Origin of the sequence: Azonexus sp. (assembly GCF_041909095.1) — a bacterium.
In the GTDB taxonomy this organism is placed as follows: Bacteria; Pseudomonadota; Gammaproteobacteria; order Burkholderiales; family Rhodocyclaceae; genus Azonexus.
Map to the genome: position 1 here is coordinate 1287105 of NZ_JAYREB010000001.1, position 19372 is coordinate 1306476.

Genomic DNA, 19372 nt, shown 5'->3' on the forward strand with positions numbered 1-19372 from the left:
ACATGTTGGCCACCGCCTTGACCGTGATCGCCATCGTCACCCAGGACCAGTCGGCGCTACGCGCCGCGCCGCGCAACTCCGCCGCCCAGCAGGCCGTGCTGTGGCAGGGCGACAGCCTGGAAATCCGTGGCGAGAAGGGCGATTTCCTGCAGGTCTACGATCATCGCCGCGAGCGCGCCGGCTACATCCGCGCCAGCCAGGTCCGTGTCCAGTCGCTGCAGCCCGCGGCGGCGCCGGAGCTGCTCGCGGTGCTGCGTTTCCTCAAGGACAGCCCGGGTTCGGAAGCGCTCGGCATCGCCTACGCCGCCGCCTACCTGCGCGCCGCGCCGGCCGCCGCGATCGACGGCGAGCCTTTTGCTGCGCTTGGCGAAATGGCCGACCGCCTGGCCCGCCGGGCGAGTAGTGGGCGCAGCGGTAAGGCCGCCGAAGCCGCGGCGGCGCACGTCGAGGTGGCCGCCAGTTACGGCGTCCGCCTGCTCAGCCACGAGCGCGACGGCCTGGTCCGCCTGTGCAGCGACGGCGAGGCCCAGCGCCGCGTGTTCACGCTGTCGTCGAGCGAAATCCACAAGGCGCTGGCGGCGCTGTCGCTGACCGATCATGACTGCGTGCCGCCGACGCTGACGCCGACCGAGCGCTTAGCCTACGACAACTGGCGCGCCGAACTGCTCGAGCGGGTGGCGCTGCACGCCCTGCCGGGCATGCTGAAAAACCGCCTGCACCTGCGCCGCGCCGGCGTCTGGGCGAGCCTCGCCTACCAGCGGGCGCGCCGGCCGGAACTGCCGGCGACGGCGGCGGCCGAGGCGGCACGCCGGTCGCTCGACGAACTGGCGGCGATCGATCCCGGCGAACTGATGGAAAGCGACGCCGTCGCCTACAGCGACGCCGCCATCCGCGTCGGCGCCTCGCGCTGGGCGGCAGCGCCGGGAACCCCGGCGACACCGGTCAAGGCGGGGGCGGGTCTGGCGGTCCGGGTGCGGCCGGGACAGCCCGGGGAAAGCTGCGTCGATCTGCTCGACGCCAGGGATGAAAAGCAGGCGCCGCTGTTCAGCCGCTGCACCTGGGGCCTGGTCTGGCCGGCATCGGCCGCCGCCTCGCCGCAGGGCGACGCGCTGACCCTGGCGGTGCAACCGCTCGATACCTGGCGCGAGATGTGGGTCTTCCGCAAGGGGGCGGCGGGTTGGCAACTCGACGTGCTGCCACCGGCGCTCGACAATCCCGACCTCGGCTATGTCGAATTCGCCGGCTGGGTACCCGGCGGCCAGCAACTACTGGCGGCGCGTGAACTGCGCGCCGGGCAACAGTACCAGACCCGCTTCGAAACCATTTCCCTGACGACCTTGCTCACCGACCGGCAGGCCGATCGGCCGTCCAGCCTGACCCCGTTCTACCGCTGGCAGAGTCCGCAGTGGAAAGCGGGTACGGTGGCAGTGCGCTGAACATGACATATGGTTGGCGAGTATTCCTTTGTCGTGAAATAATGCGAGCCTTTTGGCCGTTTCCGGAGTTCCGTCATGACTTCCCCTTCCCTGATCGGCGCGCTTGCAGCGCCGCCGGTCGCCGCCTACCGTCACGAGAAAACCCTGTTCGGCATCCTGGCAGTCATTGCCGTGCTGTTCTGGCTGCTGCTCACCGTCGGTACCTTCGGCACCGTCTGGCTGTACATGCTGTCGATGTACCTGTTCGCACTGTTTGCCCATTCGGCGCTGATTTCCTACCTGCAGGGCAACGCCGTGCGTATTGGTGCGACGCAGTTTCCCGACCTGCACGAACGCCTGCAGCGCTGCGCCGGGCGACTCGACGTCGATCTGCCCGAGGCCTTCCTGATGACCGGCGATGGCATGCTCAATGCGTTCGCCACCCGTTTCCTGCGCCGCTACTACGTGGTCCTGCTCTCCGACGTGGTCGACGCGCTGGAAGAGGATCCGGAAGCGATCAACTTCTACATCGGTCATGAACTCGGCCACATCGACCGCAAGCACATCGCCAATGGCTGGTGGATGGCGCCGGCGATGCTGCTGCCGCTGATCGGTGCCGCCTACCGCCGCGCCCAGGAATACACCTGCGATCAGTACGGCCTCGCCTGCTGCGCCGATCAGGCGTCGGCGGCGCGCGCGCTGGCCGTCCTCGCCGCTGGCACCCGGCGCTGGAAAAACCTCGACGCGGCCGCTTACGTCGCCCAGTGCGAGCGCACCGGCGGCTTCTGGATGTCGCTCAACGAACTGGCCAGCGACTACCCCTGGCTGTGCAAGCGCATGGCGCATCTGCAGCAACCGATGGTCAAGCTGCCGTCACGTCACCCGCTTGCCTGGCTGTTGGCGCTGTTCATGCCGCGCGTCGGGGGCGGCGGTCCGCTGCTCGGCATCGTCATGCTCTTCGCGCTGATCGGCGTGCTTGCCGCGGTGGCGCTGCCGGCTTACCAGGAATACGTCACCCGCGCCGCGGTGGCGCCGGCCTTCAGCTACGGCGAACAGATCACCCGGGCCACCGGCAGCTACATTCTCGAAAACAGCGAGATTCCGACCGATCTTGCGGTCCTCGGTATCGCCGCGCCAGGCGCAGGCGTGCAGACCAGCATCGACGGCGAGTCGGCGATCATCACCCTGACCTTGAAGGACGAGCAGACGATCACCTACCGCCCGGCGATGGACAAGGAAGGTGACCTCTACTGGAGTTGCGAGACGACACTGGCCAGCGGCGCAGTGCCGCCGGGAACTGAATGCGCAAGCGCGGCGTCGCCGAATCCGGGCCTGGGGCGGTTGCTGGAGCGCTTGCGCTGAGCGCGTGACGCCTGCTTCAGGAAGGCCGCCGCTGACCCGGCGGCCTTTTTTCAGTTCAGGTTTGCAGCCATTGCTGCAGCTTGGCAAAAAGATCTTCCGGGCGCGCCGGCTTGGCGATGAAATCATTCATGCCGGCTTCGAAACAGCGCGCCTTGTCTTCGGCGAAGGCGTTCGCCGTCATCGCCAGGATCGGCACGCTGGCGTAGCCGGGCAACTGGCGGATGCGCCGGGTGGCCTCGAGGCCGTCCATGTTGGGCATCTGCATGTCCATCAGGATCAGGTCGTAGTGCTGCGCTGCGGCCATCTCCAGGGCGATGCGACCGTCCTCGGCGCAGGCTGACTCAAGGCCGATCTCGTCGAGCAGCATCTGGGCGATTTCGCGATTGACCGGTTCGTCTTCGGCGAGCAGCACGCGTCGGCCGACCAGGCTAGCGGCGCTGAGTTCCGGGCTGGCGGTTGCGGGCAGCGGCCTGGCAGCGGCGTTGCGCTGCAGGCGGGCGGTGAACCAGAAACAGCTGCCTTCGCCCGGCGTGCTGATGACGCCGACTTCACCGCCCATCGATTCGGCGAGCTTGCGGGTGATCGCCAGCCCCAGCCCGGTGCCGCCGAACTTGCGCGTGGTGGTGTTGTCGGCTTGTTCGAAAGCCGAGAACAGGCGGGATTGCGCCTCGGCGTCGATGCCGACGCCGGTGTCGGTGGCACTGAAGCGGATCAGGGCGCTGTCTTCGTTGCTGTCTACAGTTTCGGCAGCGAGTCGGACCCAGCCTTCGGCAGTGAACTTGATGGCGTTGGCGGCGTAATTGAGCAGGGCCTGCTGCAGGCGTGTCGGGTCGCCGAGCAAGCCGGACGGGCGGACCGCAGCTTCGACGATCAGGGTGATGCCGCGGTCTTCGGCGCGGCTGTGCAGCATCGAGACGATGTTGCTGAGGATGCTGTCGAGATTGACCGGGATTTCCTCGAGCGTCAGCTTGCCGGCCTCGATCTTCGACAGGTCGAGCACGGCGTTGATGATGTCGAGCAGGTGGTTGCCGGCGGCTTCCAGCTTGTCCAGGCGTTCGCCTTGCTCCGGATTGAGGCCGCCGCGGCGGATCAGGTGCGCCATGCCGGTGATGGCGTTGAGTGGCGTGCGGATTTCGTGGCTGATGTTGGCCAGGAAGGCGCTCTTGGCGATGTTGGCGGCTTCTGCCGCCTCCTTGGCGACGGCGAGTTCGGTGGTGCGCTGTTCGACCAGTTCCTCGAGGTGCTGCCGGTAGTGTTCCAGTTCGGCCTCGGTACGGCGTTTCTCGGTGATGTCGCGGGCGATCACCATCAGCGCTTGCGGCGTGCCGTCGGCGGCGCGGCTGGTGATCTTGCGCACTTCGCAGATGCGGATCGGTGCGTCACCCGGGTTCAGGTATTCGATGCTATGGCTGATGCCGCTTTCGCGCCAGGCGATATCGTCGGTGTCGGCGGCGGTCGAGTGAAAATTGCGGAAAGCCGGCCGGGCGTCGGCCAGTTCCCGGTTGGTCCTGCCCTGCCAGGGGAAGTCGTGGAGTTCGAAGACTTCCTCGGCGGCGTGGTTGATCTGCTGCCAGCGGTTTTCGCCGTCCTTGATGACGACGATGTCGGGCAGCGCGTCGATGAAACGGGTCAGGCGGGCGTTGCTCTCACGCAGCGCGGCGGTGGCGCCGATCAGGTCGGTGATGTCGCTGAAGGCGACGATGGCGCCGCAGTGCCGGCCGTCGCGCCACAAGGGATTGACCGTCAGCATGACCGGAATGCCGCTGCCGTCGCGCCGCCAGAACCAGTCGTTGCCACTGCGCCGCAGGCCGTCGACGACGGTTTTGTGCACCGGGCAGTCGGCTGCCGGGAAGGGGCTGCCGTCGGGCCGGGTGTGGTGGAACAGCTGGTGTGTATCCTGGCCGAGGATGTCGTCGGGCAGGTAGTGCAGCAACTCGCAGGCGGCCGGATTGACGAAGATGCAGCGGTGCTGCTCGTCGATGCCGAAAACACCTTCGCCGAGCGCGTCGAGGATCGATTTCTGGCGGCTCAGGTGGGTCGCCAGTTCTTCGATCCGGGTTTCGACGGCATTCGCCATCACGGCGAAATTGTGGCTGAGGGCGCCGATTTCGCCGGTTTCGCTGATCGGCAGCGGCGCCCGGTAATCGCCGGCGGCGATGCGGCTGCTGGCGGTGGCCAGCGTGCTCAGGTGACGGGTCAGCCAGTAACCGGTGGCGATCAGGCTCAGCGTCGTCAGCAGGACGCCGGCGAGGGCGATCAGCACGCCCTGGGCGAGCAGTTCCTGGCGGGCGGCGATCATGAATTGCTGCGACAGCCCGTACTGCAGCTCGCCGTAATGCTGACCGTAGATTTCAATCGGGAAGCGGATGTGCACGATGTCGGCGCCCTGCAGGTCGGCACCGGGCGGCGGCAAGGGCTGGCTTTCCGGCCAGCGGCTGCTGGCCAGGCGGCGCCCTTCAGGGTCGGTCAGGGCAAGGTATACGACTTCCTCGCTTTCCTGCCAGCCGTCGAAAATGTCGCGTAGCGTCGCGTAATCGCGGGTCGCCAGCGGCACCGCGACGGCAACCTTGTAGGCCTGCTGGATGGCGGCCTGGTGGCGTAGCGACTGTTCACTGAGGTGGCGGTCGATCAGCCGCACCCCGTTGCCGATCAGCAGCGTCAGTACCAGCAGTTCGATCAGCAGGCTGCTGATGACGAGGCGGAACCGCAGGCTGCGCGTGAAGGCGGGCAGGGCCAAGGTGCTACCTCATCATTTGTACGGTCAGATCGACGAAGGGGCGCAGCTTTTCGATATCGTCGGGGGTGATGGCGGTGTAGCCGCGGTAACCGGTGTCGCGGAAAAAGGCTTCGCCGGCCTGGGTTTTCTGAAAACCGAGGAGAGCCTTGCGCACCTGTTCGATGGTGGGCGCGCCGAGACGCCCGTGCGCCAGCGTCATCAGGTGCGGCATGTGAATTTCGCTGGACAGCAGGCGGACCTGTTGCCGCAGGTCCGCCGGAATCTGGCGCAGCGGGGTGTGCGTCGTCACCGCGGCATCGGCGGTGCCGGCGGCAACGGCGGCGATGGCGGCGCCGTGCGAGCTGTATTCGACGACCCGGAAATCGACATTGGGGCGTAGCCCTTGCTGGCGTAGCCAGTCGACGCCGCCGATCGAGGAGATCGACAGCCGGCTCGACAGCGCAATCGTCTTGCCGGCGAACTGGCTCGCCTGCTGGATCGGCGAATCCTCGCGCACCACGAAGACCGGCTGGAGATCGGTGGCGTAGCGGAAGAGCAGGCGCATGCCGCGTTGCGAGGCCATGGCGCCGAAGTGTGGGCCGCTGATGGCGAGGTCGAAGTCGCCGGCCAGCAACTGGTTGATGTGGGTGAAGTAGTCGGGCGAGGTGAGGACGATGATCTTGCGCCCGAGCTCGCGCTCCAGGTGTTCGGTCAGCGGCTGGTGGGTGCGGATCAGCGCCAGCGGGCTGTTGAAGGGCATGATGCCGAGCTTGAGCGGCGCCTGCTGGGCGCTGGCGGCGGGGAGCCAGCAAGCGAGGCACAGCGCCAGGACCATCCGCAGGATGCCGGAAAAACGAATCTGGGCAGGCATGACGAGTTTCCCTTCATTGACCGGACACTGAAGACAGTCCCGATTTTCCTCCTGCGGCAAGTACTCGGCAACCGCTATTCCTGCGCTCAGTCCTGGGTTTGCGCCCAATGTCGGCGGTAATATGCCGGCGCCATGCCGGTCCATTCGACGAAGGCGCGGTAGAAGGCCGAGGTGTCGGTATAACCGAGGTCGGCGGCGATGCGGGCGACCGGATCGCGGGTCTTGACCAGGCGGGCCAGCGCCATGTCGCGGCGTAGCGCGTCCTTGATGCCGCGGAAGCTCGAACCTTCCTCTTCCAGCCGGCGGTGCACCGTCCGCGGCGACAGGTGCAGGCGTTCCGCCACTTCGTCCAGGCTCAGCGGGGCGGGCAGGGCGGCGCGCAGCAGGTCGCGGACGCGGATCACCATCGCCCGGTCGCGCCGGTACAGGGTGGTGATCTTGCCCGGCGCGCCGTCGAGGAAGGCGCTCAGCGCCGCTTCGTCGCGGCGTAGCGGCAGTTCGAGCAGGTTGGCGTTGAAACTGGCGAGCAGCACGCCGTTGCCGCCGGGCAGGGTCGGCGCGAAATGCGAATCCTCGGTGAAGATCAGCGCGTAGTCGGCGAAATGCGCCGGCTTGCGGTAGGGGAAAAGGACGCTGTCGAGGGCGATGCCGCGTCCGGCGAGCCAGCACGACAGCCCGTGCAGCAGGCGCAGCAGCCATTCGAAAGCGAAGATGCGCCCGGGGTCGTCAGGGTCGGTGGCGAGGTGGCGGGTTTCGGCGATCACCAGGTCGGCACGTCCCTGGCTGCGCCGGACGCTGACTGCCAGGTCGGGCAGCACCAGGCGCAGGAAGCGGCTGGCGCGCTGCAGCGCTTCGGCCAGCGTCGGCGCCGTCAGGCAGCCGCGGCAGAGGAATTCGAAGCTGCCGACGCGCATCGGCTGGGCGAACAGTGCGAAGCCCTCGTCGTCGAGTTCGCGGTTGAGCAGGTTGTACAGTGCGGCGTAACGTTCGACCGGAATCCGTCTGGCGGGGTCTGCAAGATCGACTCCTGCGGCATGCAGTAGCGGCGCCGGGTCGATGTTGCGGCGGGCGAGACCGGCCAGCATCCCGGTGACAAATCCCATTGCGACAGTGGTTTGGCGTTTGTTTTTGCGTTGGCTCATGGTGCGGCGCAGCAATCGGGCTGCGCTCCGGCGGTGAACGGCGTCAGCATATCACCTTGGCGGAATTTGCATGATTGTCGTCAGGGGCGGCAATGGTGGGCGGCGCAAAGCGCCCTAACATGAGCGCCTAACGTCAATTCCGTGAGGTAGCCGTCATGACCGATCTTTCCGTTGCCAAGAAACTCGTTCCCTACAAGCCGAAGAACAAGGTCCGTTTCGTCACCGCCGCCTCGCTGTTCGACGGCCACGACGCATCGATCAACATCATGCGCCGCATCCTGCAGGCGACCGGCGCCGAAGTCATCCACCTCGGCCACAACCGCTCGGTGCAGGAAATCGTCAATGCGGCGCTGCAGGAAGACGCCCAGGGCATCTGCATCACTTCCTATCAGGGCGGCCATGTCGAGTTCTTCAAGTACATGATCGACCTCCTGAAGGCCAACGGTGGCGAGAACATCAAGGTCTTTGGTGGTGGCGGCGGCGTCATCGTGCCAGCCGAGATCAAGGAACTGCACGCCTACGGCGTGACCCGCATCTACGCCCCGGAAGACGGCGTGCACATGGGCCTGCAGGGGATGATCAACGAAGTCGTTGAGAAATCCGACTACGATCTCGCCAGCGAAGGTGTGCCGAAAGCCGACAAGGTGCTCGAAGGCCTGCGTGGCGGGGACCGCCGCCTGCTCGCCCGGGTCATCACCCTGCTCGAGAACGGCGCCGCGCCGCAACTCAAGGAACCCTTGCTCAAGGCCGCCGCCGCGACGACCATTCCGGTGCTCGGCATCACCGGCACCGGCGGCGCCGGCAAGTCGTCGCTGACCGACGAACTGGTCCGCCGCTTCCGCCTCGACCAGGAAGACAGTGTCAAGATCGCGCTGGTCTCGATCGACCCGTCGCGCAAGCGCACCGGCGGCGCGCTGCTCGGTGACCGCATCCGGATGAACGCGATCGAGCATCCGAACATCTTCATGCGCTCGCTGGCTACCCGCGACACCGGCTCGGAAGTTTCCGCCGCGTTGCCGGAAGTGATCGCCGCCTGCAAGCTCGCTGGCTTCGATCTGGTCGTCGTCGAAACCTCGGGCATTGGCCAGGGCGACGCCGCCATCGTGCCTTTCGTCGATGTCTCGATGTACGTGATGACGCCGGAGTTCGGCGCTGCGTCGCAGCTGGAGAAGATCGACATGCTCGATTTCGCCGACTTCGTGGCGATCAACAAGTTCGACCGCAAGGGCGCCGAGGACGCGCTGCGCGACGTGCGCAAGCAGTACCAGCGCAACCGCGAACTGTTCACCACGCCGACCGAGAACATGCCGGTGTTCGGCACCATGGCCGCCCGCTTCAACGACGATGGCGTCACCGCGCTCTACCAGGCGTTGGTGCCGGTGCTCAGCGAAAAGGGGCTGCAACTGAAGTCCGGCAAGCTGCCGCTGGTCACCGTCCGCCAGTCGTCGGCCAGCCGCGCCATCGTGCCGACCGCCCGCATCCGCTATCTGGCCGAGATCGCCGACGCGGTGCGCGGCTACCACAAGCACGTCGATGAGCAGGTGCAGATCGCCCGTCAGCGCCAGTCGTTGCGCATCGCCAAGCAGGTCTTTGCCGGTTGCGCGAAACCGGTGGGCGATTTCGACGAGATCCAGGCGTTCACGGACAGCCAGCAGGACGCGAAGGCGAAGAAGCTGCTCGACATGTGGCCGCAGACCGTCGAAGCGTACTCGGGCGACGAATACGTGGTGAAGATCCGCGACAAGGAAATCCGCACCAAGCTGACTTCCGAATCGCTCTCCGGCACCAAGATCCGCAAGGTCATCCTGCCCAAGTACACCGACGACGGCGAAATCCTGCGCTTCCTGATGAAGGAAAACGTCCCCGGCTCCTTCCCTTACACCGCCGGCGTCTTCGCCTTCAAGCGCGAGGGTGAGGATCCGACCCGGATGTTCGCCGGCGAAGGCGATGCCTTCCGCACCAACCGCCGCTTCAAGAAAGTCTCCGAGGGCATGCCGGCGCACCGCCTGTCCACCGCCTTTGACTCGGTCACGCTGTACGGTTGCGACCCCGACGAACGTCCGGACATCTACGGCAAGATCGGCAACTCCGGGGTGTCGATCGCCACCCTCGACGACATGAAGGTGCTCTACGACGGCTTCGATCTGGTCTGCCCGACCACTTCGGTGTCGATGACGATCAACGGCCCGGCGCCGATCATCCTGGCCTGCTTCTTCAATACCGCGATCGACCAGCAGATGGCCAAGTTCGAAAAGGACAACGGCCGCCAGCCGACCGAAGACGAAGCCGAGAAGATCCGCGAGTGGGTGCTGAAGACCGTGCGTGGCACCGTCCAGGCCGACATCCTCAAGGAAGATCAGGGCCAGAACACCTGCATCTTCTCGACCGAGTTCGCGCTGAAGATGATGGGCGACATCCAGGAATTCTTCGTCCATAACCAGGTGCAGAACTTCTACTCGGTGTCGATCTCCGGCTATCACATCGCCGAAGCTGGCGCCAACCCGATCAGCCAGCTCGCCTTCACGCTGTCCAACGGTTTCACCTACGTGGAGAGCTACCTGGCCCGCGGCATGCACATCGACGACTTCGCGCCTAACCTGAGCTTCTTCTTCAGCAACGGCATGGACCCGGAATACTCGGTGATCGGCCGCGTCGCCCGCCGCATCTGGGCGGTGGCGATGAAGAACAAGTACGGCGCCAACGAGCGCAGCCAGAAGCTGAAGTACCACGTCCAGACTTCCGGCCGCTCGCTGCACGCGCAGGAGATGGACTTCAACGACATCCGCACGACGCTGCAGGCCTTGATCGCCATCTACGACAACTGCAACAGCCTGCACACCAACGCCTACGACGAAGCGATCACGACGCCGACCGAGGAGTCCGTGCGCCGCGCCATGGCCATCCAGCTGATCATCAACCGCGAGTGGGGCGTCGCCAGGAACGAAAACCCGAACCAGGGCGCCTTCGTCATCGACGAGCTGACCGACCTGGTCGAGGAAGCCGTGTTGAAGGAATTCGAAGCCATCGCTTCGCGCGGCGGCGTGCTCGGCGCCATGGAAACCGGCTACCAGCGCGGCAAGATCCAGGAAGAGTCGATGTACTACGAGCACAAGAAGCACGACGGCTCCTACCCGATCATCGGCGTCAATACCTTCCTTAACCCGAAGGGCATGGCGCAGCAGGAAATCGAACTGGCGCGTTCGACCGACGAGGAAAAGCAGTCGCAGATCCAGCGCCTGCGCGACTTCCATGCCCGCAACGCCGACCGCGCGCCGGCCATGCTGGAGAAGCTCAAGCAGACGGTGATCGAGGACGGCAACGTCTTCGCCGTGCTGGTCGATGCGGTCAAGTGCTGCTCGCTCGGCCAGATCAGCTCGGCGCTCTACGAGGTCGGCGGCCAGTACCGCAGAAGCATGTAAACGAGACCCCGGAAGGGGAACAGCATTCCGGACCCGAACAGGGCGGAGGAGCAATAACGCGGCGAGGCAAAGTACCTCGCCGTTTTTACTTACCTGGGCGAGGCGACGTATGGCCGTCCAGATCGCGATATATCGCTCCGGACTCGAATGCGCCTCGATTCTCGGCGACCGAAATATCGACCTGCAGCGCACGGCCATCCCGGTCGAGGCGCCGCGCCCGGAAATAGTAACGATGGGCCAGTGCCTGCAGCGAGAGGGGTGGGTAAATCGGCGTATTCCACGATTCGATGCGAAAGCCTTCGCCTTCAAGCCAGCGGATCAATCGGGAGAGCTCCTCATCATCCGGTGGACAGAGGATGTCGATGTCGTTCGGCTTGACGTCCGGTTCGCCCCGCTGCCACTTTAGAAAACTGCCGTAGATGACGAAAACGAAACCCGCCTGGCGTAGTCGGGCAACTAATTCTCCAGCCTGCAGCAGGTCGAGTCCCAAGGATTGTTTTCTGCAGATCAGTGCGTACTCGTGGGCGCGGTTGGTCGTCGCGTTTGCTGCTGCGGGGGGTGGATCTGCCGCCTTGTCGTAGATCAGCACGCGTTCTTCGTGCAGCACGAAGCGCTCGCCGAGTAGTCTGGCAACATCCCAGGCGAGAGGCACGAAATGCTTGCCAAGCCGAAGGTTCTGAGCCATGACGATGCACCAACCCTCTGGCTCAAGCAGTTCGTGGATTCCGCCGAAAATGTCGCGCAAACCTTGCAGATAAGGTTCGTAACAAGTTTTTGCATAGAGTTGCTTGCGGACCGGATCGCTCGCTCGGCTTGTCTCCTGATTGCAGCCGAAATACGGGATGTTGGTCAGGCAGAGCGTGAAGCGGCGCCGGTTTTCAGTCCTCGGGGACTGCTGGCGTAAAGCCTCGCGGATTTCTGGCTGCGTCAGGCTGCCGGTCAGCACGGGATAGTTGTCGGCGTCCGCTCCACAGCGGGCCAGCCGCTGCCGCGCCAGATGGGCGCGTTGAGGGTCGAGTTCGACGCCAGCGGCGCACACGCCGCCATCGCGTGCCGCCAGCAAGGTGGAAGCAAAACCGCAGAATGGGTCGATGATCCAACAGCCAGCTTCCGCGTGACTACGGACGAAGGGCTGCATCTGATCGACCCAGCCGCAGTCACGGCCAGTCATGGCATCCTGCCGTCGCAAGTCGTCGGGCAGCCGGTGGCGCGGGTCTTCTTCCGGCAGGTGAAGCCAGCTGTTAACCGGCATGTGGCCGCCACAGAACATGATGGTCGGGCTGCCAGCCCGCGCAGAGGTGGGCATTGGCATGGAACACCAGCTTGTATATCAAGCCGCTGGATTCATGCGCCAGCAGGGTGGCGTAGTCGGATTTTTCGAAGATGACTTCCTGCTGCCTGGCGGTTAGCCAGCGCGCGTTCCAGAAATAGTAACCGCTGGTCAGCGCCAAGGGCTGATGATGTGCGCGAAAACGTCGTTCCGCCAGGCATGCCTCGAGTAGTTCCTCAATGGGCACACGTGCGCTGTCGATGTAGCGGCGCGTGGCATTGTTGCTATAGCTTGCGGGCAATTCGGAAAATTCCCTGAAAATGACGCTGGATACTCCCAGTCGGTGTGCCCAGTCGATATAGCGCAGGACGTCGTCGGGTGTGACAATGCCGCCCCGTTGCACGACGCACACCAATTTGACGGGAATATGTGGGTTCACCCGTCCGAGGGTCTGCTCGAACGCGTCTTGGCGGGCAACCCGTTGTCCGGCGCGAAAACGCATGATGCGCTGATTCGTTTCCGGCATGTCGTGATGCCTCGACCACTCGATGGCCGACAGTCCGAAGGCAGACAGGGCAGGAACGAGCAGATCGGTGTGCTCGACCAGCCCGGCACCGTTGGAATACATCACCGAGTCTTCGACGTTCGGTCCATCGTCCGGATTCTGCAGGGTAGCGAGCAATTCAAGCAGCCATTCCGGATCATCGGTGGATTCGAGGCCGGACAGCGAGTACGACAGGGGCAAGCCGCGCAGCGAGGCGAGTGCCGTCCGCAGATGGGTGAAATAAAGCGGGTCGGGGCGCAGGGCGGCGGCCCTTCGACCGATCATCTGCTGATCGCGCAAGTTCTCCGAACAAAAGCAGCAACGTGCTGAACAGTCCTGTACGGCGGCATAGGGCGTAAAGGTCAGCGGCTGCGCAAAGCGATGGCTGATGCCCTCGATCTCATGGCTGATCCAGCGTAAGGGGTCGGTGGCTGGGGGCTCGCGCAACAGGATGTTTTCGAATCTCCTGCCGAAGCGCTCGATGGCACTCATGTTGTGCTTCAGCACTGGGTTGTGTTGAGCCTGAGCGATGGGGAGCAGGGGGACGTGGACGGATGTTTTCAAGAGAAGCGGTATCTGGTGCTTTGATTCGATGTGTCCCTTATTGGCAGATCGTTTGCAGCCCGTGGCGTTTATTGTCGGCGGCACGGCAGATTTCGACGCGCTCCCTGAGTTCGACGTCGCGCACGCTGCCGTCCGTGTATTCGCAGCGAATGGTGATGAATTCGCCCTGCTCGTAATAGCCGCCGAGGCTGTAGTTGCCCGAATCGTCGTCCGGCGCGAGATAGACGAGATCCTTGGGGTCGCCGACGCAGATATGGATCTGCCGCACCTTGCCGATGGGAGGGCAGACCTTGAGCGGGGCGGCGAAGGCGGCGTTGCTGGCCAGCAGGAACAGTGGCAGCAGGAATGGACGCAGGCGTTTCAACGACATGGCGGTTTTCCGATGATCACGGTGGGAAGAGTCTCGATCCGGCTCACGGCATGCGGGGATTCCGGGCGGCGCTGCGTCGGGCGATATCGATCGCCGCTGGTGCGAGGAGGAGGAATTTATACCGATCGCTTGGGTAATGACAATAGAGTTGCCCGGCGAAGCGTGCTTTTCGGGGGCTGTGAGTGTCTGTTCACGCGCCGGCGGAAAGTCGCCTGCCGTCGGCATGGCTTCCTCCCGGCATGGCGCGGCACGATGCACGGCATGCCGCCGGTGATCGCGACGATCTTCCAGACATTGGCGCAACAGTGGTTTTCCCAAGTAGAAGATCGAAATTGCGAGGAGTGGTGATGATGAGAGAGAAGGGCATGTTGCGCGGGCTGGCGGCGCTTGGTTTGTCGCTGGGGGCGGCGACGGTTTTCGCCGGCGAGGTGAATGTGCAGGTCTTGAGCGCGGTGGTGAAGGATCAGCGGCTGGCGGGCGCTACCGTCATCGTGCAGAAGAACGGTGCCAGGAGTGTCACCGCGACGACCGATACTCAGGGTACGGCAGCACTCGGTACGGAATTCGCGGATCACGACGACAGCCTGATCATCATCAAGAAACCGGGCTACTCCAATCTGGTGGCCAAGTGTCCATGCGCCGGGATGACCTACGCCTTGAGTCCGGTGATGACCAGCCTCGACGGTTTGCGCATTGTCCTTAACTGGGGGGCGCAACCCGCCGACCTCGATTCGCACATCGCCTTTCCCGGTAATCATGTCTACTGGGAAAAGAAGCTCGGCACCGAGGGCAATCTGGATGTCGATGACGTCAATGGTTTCGGGCCGGAGACCATCACCATCAACAAGAAGCATGCTGGTGAATCGTATGTTTACGCCGTGCACGATTTCAGCAACATGCACAGTCCGGCGGCGGACGCCCTCGCCAGGAGCCAGGCCAAGGTGCTGGTCTATATCGGCCAGTCGCTGGTACGCAGCTATTACGTGCCGCAACAGCCAGGCAATCTGTGGACGGTGTTCCGGATCACCGCCGATGGCGAATTCCAGGATATCAATACCATGCGCGGCACCTCGGTGAGCGCGGCTGCCGTGCTCGGCAGCGTCGACAATTACCTGAAGGCATCGACCGAAGTTGCGGCGGTCCAGGTGAGCGCTGCCAATGCCGACAACGCCAGGGCGCTCAACAAGGCCGGTGAGGCGGCGTATCACGCGGGCGATCTGGTGCAGGCCATCGATCTTTACCGGCAGGCGATCGACATCGATCCGAATTTCGGTCAGGCCTACGGCAACCTCGGCCTGGCACATGGCAAGGCCGGCCACACTGCCGAAGCGATCTGGGCCAACCGCAAGGCGATCGCCCTGGCCAGCGGGCCGACGGCCGCCACGGTGCGGGCTGGCGCCTATTACAACATCGCCCGTCTCTACGAGGCGGCAGGCCAGTACGCCGATGCTCTGCAGCAGTATCAGGCGGCCCGTCGGGAGAAGGCCAACCCGGTTTACGACAAGGCGATCGAGCGGGTCGGCAGGTTGGCGAAGTGAAACTGCGGGCCGGCAGTTGCCGGCCCGTCTGAAGTTGCTGCGAAAGGAAATCGACAATGAAACGTGAATTCGCGATCGGCCTGCTGCTCTGTCTGTCCATTTTGTCGGTGCAGGCGGCCGGTCCGGCGTCGATTGCCCGCGCCGAGCGGGCGCTGTGGCCGGACGGGGTCGCCGCGGTGAGCGACTACAACCGTGCTTCGCGTGCCGAAGCGCTGGTTTTCGTCAACGCCCTGAGCGATCTGGCCGAACGGGATGACGAGACACTGAAGGCGACGCTCGGCATCAAATCGGTCGATCGGGGATCGGTCAAGCGCTGGCGCGATCTTGTGCTGACCCGCCTGTTCGAGAATTACCGCCTCGCCCGGCGGAGTTGCGTGCCAGACGAGGCCTTTTGCCAGCCGGTGGATAGTCCTGCCGCTCTGGTCGAGCAAGGCCGGCAACTATCGTCGCAACTGCCGGCGCGCTACCGTCCCTGGTTTACCGGCGCCGACGCTTTTCATCGCCGCTACGTCGGCGAACTGCTGCGGCTGGCCGCGCTTTTTCCCAAGGTGTCGAGCGAGATCGACAGCTTCGGCGCTCATGAGCGGAGCGGGCTGGAACTGCCAGATGGCCATTTCCTGTGGACCTTCGACGACGGTCCGACCGGCGCCGCTGGAACGACCGATGCGTTGCTGCCGGTCCTAGCGCAACAGGGCATTCACGGCATGTTCTTCGTCCTGGGCGAGCGCTTGCAGAAACGTTTGCAGATGGATGGCGCGCACGCCGTGCAAACCTTGTACGACGGCCAGTGCGTGGCCTTGCACGGCTGGTCGCACGAGACTCACCAGAAATCGCCGCGCTGGCAGGCGTCGATCCTGGACACGCGAAATCTCGTCCAGGATGCGCTGGGGGCGGCCTACCGTCCTCATTTTCGGCCGCCTTATGGCCAGCGGCGTGCCGACAGCGGCCCCTTCTTCGTCGAGAACGGGCTTTCCGTGGCGCTCTGGAATATCGATGCGCAGGACTGGAACGCCAGCCTCGACGCGCGTCAGGCCGGCGAGCGCGTGCTGACCCTGATGCTGCTCTGGCGACGCGGTGTGATCCTGTTCCACGACAGCCATGGCAAGGCCGCCGCGGCCATTCCCTGGATCGTCGCGCAGACGCGCGATGCCGGGCTCAGCTGGGAGGATTGTCGCCACTATTGAGGATGCTGCCTGCTGCCGTTGTCGGCGGCAGCAGGCAGCGGAACAGCGTCGCCGCTTCATCCTCCTGCATGGCCCGGGCCAGTCCGGCGGCGTCGAGGATGACGCAGCGACCTGAACTGAAACGCAGATAGGCTTGTTCGTCTTCCGGGGCGACGAATTCCACCCGGGGGATTTTCCGCAGGCATTCCTTGAGGAAGTCCAGATTTCTCTCCACGGCCAGCAGGTCGGCCGCAGGATAGACGTCGGCGGGCGACGTGGCGTAGGTGTCGATCTTCTGATAACGCTCGATATTGACGAAGGGCAGCGGGTCGCGGATTTTCAGCCAGTCTTGTTCCCCGTAGGCAAAGGTGAGCGGAAAGGTGCCTTTGGCAACCCGGTTGTCGAGGAAGAAGTAGCGAAACAGCGGTCGGCGCTGGGACAGCCATTTGAAGAGGATTTTCGGCATGCCGGAATAGGCTTCGACGCTGTGCCCGAGGAAGTCCTCGACCGCCTTGTAGCGTCCCCTTTCCAGTGCCCGCAGCCAGCCGCGTTCGACTGTCTGTTCCGGCGGCGTGACCAGGAAATACATGTACATCGTGTCCACATAGCGGGCGTAGGTGGCATCGAGCAGGCGCTCGATCCGTCCGCTGGCAAAGCTGTCGAAGCGGAAGCGATCGACCATCAGGTGCGGGATGCCGCCGACCACTCCGGCCTTGACCTGGATGTAGCGGTCGAGTTTGCCGTCGATCACGGCGACTTCCCGGCTGGTCAGGTAACCGGCATATTTGCGCGCCGGCCCCAGCGCCTCGTAATCGAGCAGGATGCGCCGCCAGACATCCGGGCTGATCGTCACAAAGCTTTCCGGGGCGATGCCCTGTTCGCGCATCAATTGCTTGAGCATCGGCCGCAACGAACTCTTGCCAGCAGCCGACGCGCCCTTGAGGCTGAACAGGATGGGGGCCGCCTGGACCGGTACCCGGGCATAGCCTTCCCGGTCGATCGCTGCCTCGATCAGCGGCGCGATCAGCGTCCCGATCATCCGGCTGCCGTAGCGGTTGCAGACCTGGCGGACGACCAGTTTGGCGAGCAGGTCGTCGTCGGCGACGACGTAACCGACGCTGGCGATGAAGCGACTGAAAATCCGGTACAGCCCGCGATGGATGGCCCGTTCCAGTGGCTCGGCCGCCGTTTCGCCGGTGCTCTTGAATGCGTTGGCGACCCGCTGTTCGCGTTCTGCCCGGGATTCCACCACGGGCGGCGGCGGGGGGCGCCTGGGGAGCAGGTTGAACGGGAAGGCCCGTCGTGCGGCTGGCGTCGCTGTCGCTGGCAAGCGGCTCTGTGCCAGGATTTCCCGCACCCGGGCGGCGACCGTCGCGGCAAGCGCCGCGTGCGCAGCCTCGACGCTGGCCAGTTCGGGCAAAACGTAAGCCGACCAGATGCGCGCGGCTATGCGTCGGAAGTTATGGCCGAAGTCTTCCTCTTCCTCGCCTTCGGGAACCACAATGTCGGCAGTGACGCGCACGATCAGCTCGTGCAGGGCCAGCCGCACCGGCCGCAAGGCTACCAGGTCCTCCGGCGGCAGGCCGGTCATGTGGGCGAGTTCGATGACCTCGTCGTGCGCTCCCTGCATGCATTCGGGGCGAAAAATCGTTTCGAGGGCGCGGAACTCCGCGGGAATTCCCGGGCGAACGCCAGGATTCCACGCCGAACACCCTTCATCGTCGAAAACACTTTCCATGGGAGCGGGAGATGCGCTGATCAACTGGCATGGTGGCCTGGATCGGCCTGGCTGGCAAGGCACCACGGTGGACATGCCGTCGTGCTAGCATGCCGCCGTTGCAGATGCCGGTTTGCCTTGCCTGCACGGTCGGGCATGGCGAAAGGGAGATCGTGGGATGTGGCTTGGCATCATCTTTGGCTTGATCGTTGGCCTCAGCTTGGGTTCGTTTGCCGCTGCCGTCGCGTCGGGCGACGGCGGATGGTGCGGTGGAAGCGGGGCAGTGAGCGGGCCTGTCCGCTACCCAGCCGTTGTGCGTCGGATCGTGCTGCCTGGTTTCTTCCTGCTGGCCGCCGGCAATGTTCAGGCCAGTGGCGACATGAGTGGGCTTGCCGTGCTCGTCTTCTGGATTTTCGGCATTGCTGCCGTGCTTTGGCTGGCGTTCTGCATATTTCTGTCCTATCTGCTGCGCCACCAGCGGCCGTTGCAGCGCTTCGGCATCAGCGGCCTGGTTTTCCTGTCGCCCTTGCTGGTGCTGGTGGCAGAACTGGCTGGCGCACGGCTGAGCGAAAAGCTGCGGCCGCCGCTGCAGGAAACCGCGCAAACGGCGACCTCGCTGCTCGGAGTATCGCTTCCGTCAGGCAGCGAGCTCATCTACGAAGCGGATGGCGCATGGGGGCGTACGCTGCTGGCTGCGACGCCGCCAGTGCCGGTCGCGGTCGGTAATCTGATGGTGCGCTCGCTGCGCCAGTCGAGCGATGACGCGCTGGAAGTGATGCTGGTCGGCGACCAGTCGATCGATGGCTGGTCCTGTCTCGCCCGTCTGCCAGTAACGGTGCGTCGCCAAGGTGACGACTGGCGCTTGAGTGCCTGCGCCATCAGCACGACGCCGATCGGCGATTTCGTCTGGCCAGACGGGACACTGCTCCAGCGCCCGCCGCGCGGCGACCATCTGAGCTGGTTCGATGACAGCTATCTGTGTGGCGGCGAATGCCCGTCCGTGTTCTGGCGTGGCCTGCAACTGACCAGTGCGCATGGCGAATACGATGCGCAGAGGCGAACGCTGGACTGGGCGGGGACGACCTTCGACGGCGAAAGCCGCCTGGGGCCCTACCGTTTTGCTGCCTGGGCCAAGCTGCAGCTTACAGCCTCGGGCGATGTCGAAATTCGCGGCGATGGCCGGGACAGCCGCCAAGGCACTGCACTTTCCTGCCTGAGGCTCGGTGTTGAAGGCGGCGAACCGCGGCCGTGCCCGGCCACTTCCTGAATGACGCGGGGAAC

General features: G+C 64.6%; 13 protein-coding genes. 6 read left to right on the top strand and 7 right to left on the bottom strand.

The features are described 5' to 3' along the window. The first annotated feature begins 2 nt into the window (after positions 1-2). On the top strand, positions 3-1436 hold the full coding sequence (locus ACE3OV_RS06125) for a hypothetical protein (RefSeq protein ID WP_374326045.1): 1434 nt from the start codon (positions 3-5) through the stop codon (positions 1434-1436). 75 nt (positions 1437-1511) lie between these two features. After that, on the top strand, positions 1512-2777 hold the full coding sequence (locus tag ACE3OV_RS06130; protein WP_374326046.1) for a M48 family metalloprotease: 1266 nt from the start codon (positions 1512-1514) through the stop codon (positions 2775-2777). A 55-nt stretch (positions 2778-2832) separates the two neighbouring features. On the opposite strand, the gene ACE3OV_RS06135 is transcribed toward ACE3OV_RS06130, so the two are convergent. From ACE3OV_RS06135 to ACE3OV_RS06145, 3 genes are all read right to left on the bottom strand, one after another. Next, positions 2833-5514: a response regulator gene (locus tag ACE3OV_RS06135; protein ID WP_374326048.1), complete on the bottom strand. Its 2682-nt coding sequence runs from the start codon at positions 5512-5514 to the stop codon at positions 2833-2835. Positions 5515-5518: 4 nt separating this feature from the next. Beyond that, positions 5519-6364 (bottom strand): phosphate/phosphite/phosphonate ABC transporter substrate-binding protein, encoded by an 846-nt coding sequence (locus tag ACE3OV_RS06140; protein ID WP_374326050.1) that lies wholly within the window; start codon positions 6362-6364, stop codon positions 5519-5521. A gap of 86 nt (positions 6365-6450) precedes the next feature. Beyond that, a complete protein-coding gene (locus ACE3OV_RS06145; protein WP_374326052.1) occupies positions 6451-7467 on the bottom strand; it encodes an AraC family transcriptional regulator in 1017 nt (338 codons plus the stop codon). A gap of 194 nt (positions 7468-7661) precedes the next feature. Here ACE3OV_RS06145 and icmF point away from each other — a divergent pair, with 194 nt between their 5' ends. After that, complete coding sequence (icmF, locus tag ACE3OV_RS06150) at positions 7662-10925, top strand: fused isobutyryl-CoA mutase/GTPase IcmF (protein WP_374326053.1); 3264 nt, start codon at positions 7662-7664, stop codon at positions 10923-10925. Positions 10926-11010: 85 nt separating this feature from the next. Here the strand turns inward: icmF and ACE3OV_RS06155 are convergent, their stop codons facing one another. The 3 genes from ACE3OV_RS06155 to ACE3OV_RS06165 form a co-directional block, all read right to left on the bottom strand. Next, positions 11011-12177 (bottom strand): hypothetical protein, encoded by a 1167-nt coding sequence (locus ACE3OV_RS06155; protein ID WP_374326055.1) that lies wholly within the window; start codon positions 12175-12177, stop codon positions 11011-11013. After that, the gene (locus tag ACE3OV_RS06160; RefSeq protein WP_374326057.1) at positions 12167-13231 is read right to left on the bottom strand and encodes a hypothetical protein; all 1065 of its coding nucleotides are present in this window, start codon (positions 13229-13231) and stop codon (positions 12167-12169) included. The genes ACE3OV_RS06155 and ACE3OV_RS06160 overlap by 11 nt, the downstream gene beginning before the upstream one ends. Positions 13232-13340: 109 nt before the next feature. Next, entirely contained in the window at positions 13341-13673 is a 333-nt protein-coding gene (locus tag ACE3OV_RS06165) for an STY0301 family protein (protein WP_374326059.1), read from the bottom strand. A 347-nt stretch (positions 13674-14020) separates the two neighbouring features. Between ACE3OV_RS06165 and ACE3OV_RS06170 the strand changes: the two genes are divergently transcribed. Both ACE3OV_RS06170 and ACE3OV_RS06175 read left to right on the top strand, forming a co-directional pair. Next, on the top strand, positions 14021-15211 hold the full coding sequence (locus tag ACE3OV_RS06170; RefSeq protein WP_374326060.1) for a tetratricopeptide repeat protein: 1191 nt from the start codon (positions 14021-14023) through the stop codon (positions 15209-15211). Between the two features lie 56 nt (positions 15212-15267). Beyond that, entirely contained in the window at positions 15268-16395 is a 1128-nt protein-coding gene (locus tag ACE3OV_RS06175) for a polysaccharide deacetylase family protein (RefSeq protein WP_374326062.1), read from the top strand. On the opposite strand, the gene ACE3OV_RS06180 is transcribed toward ACE3OV_RS06175, so the two are convergent. Next, positions 16367-18004: a hypothetical protein gene (locus ACE3OV_RS06180; RefSeq protein ID WP_374326063.1), complete on the bottom strand. Its 1638-nt coding sequence runs from the start codon at positions 18002-18004 to the stop codon at positions 16367-16369. The two genes, ACE3OV_RS06175 and ACE3OV_RS06180, sit on opposite strands and share 29 nt — an antisense overlap. A gap of 265 nt (positions 18005-18269) precedes the next feature. Here ACE3OV_RS06180 and ACE3OV_RS06185 point away from each other — a divergent pair, with 265 nt between their 5' ends. Continuing rightward, the gene (locus ACE3OV_RS06185; RefSeq protein ID WP_374326065.1) at positions 18270-19358 is read left to right on the top strand and encodes a hypothetical protein; all 1089 of its coding nucleotides are present in this window, start codon (positions 18270-18272) and stop codon (positions 19356-19358) included. The last annotated feature ends 14 nt before the right edge of the window (positions 19359-19372 follow it).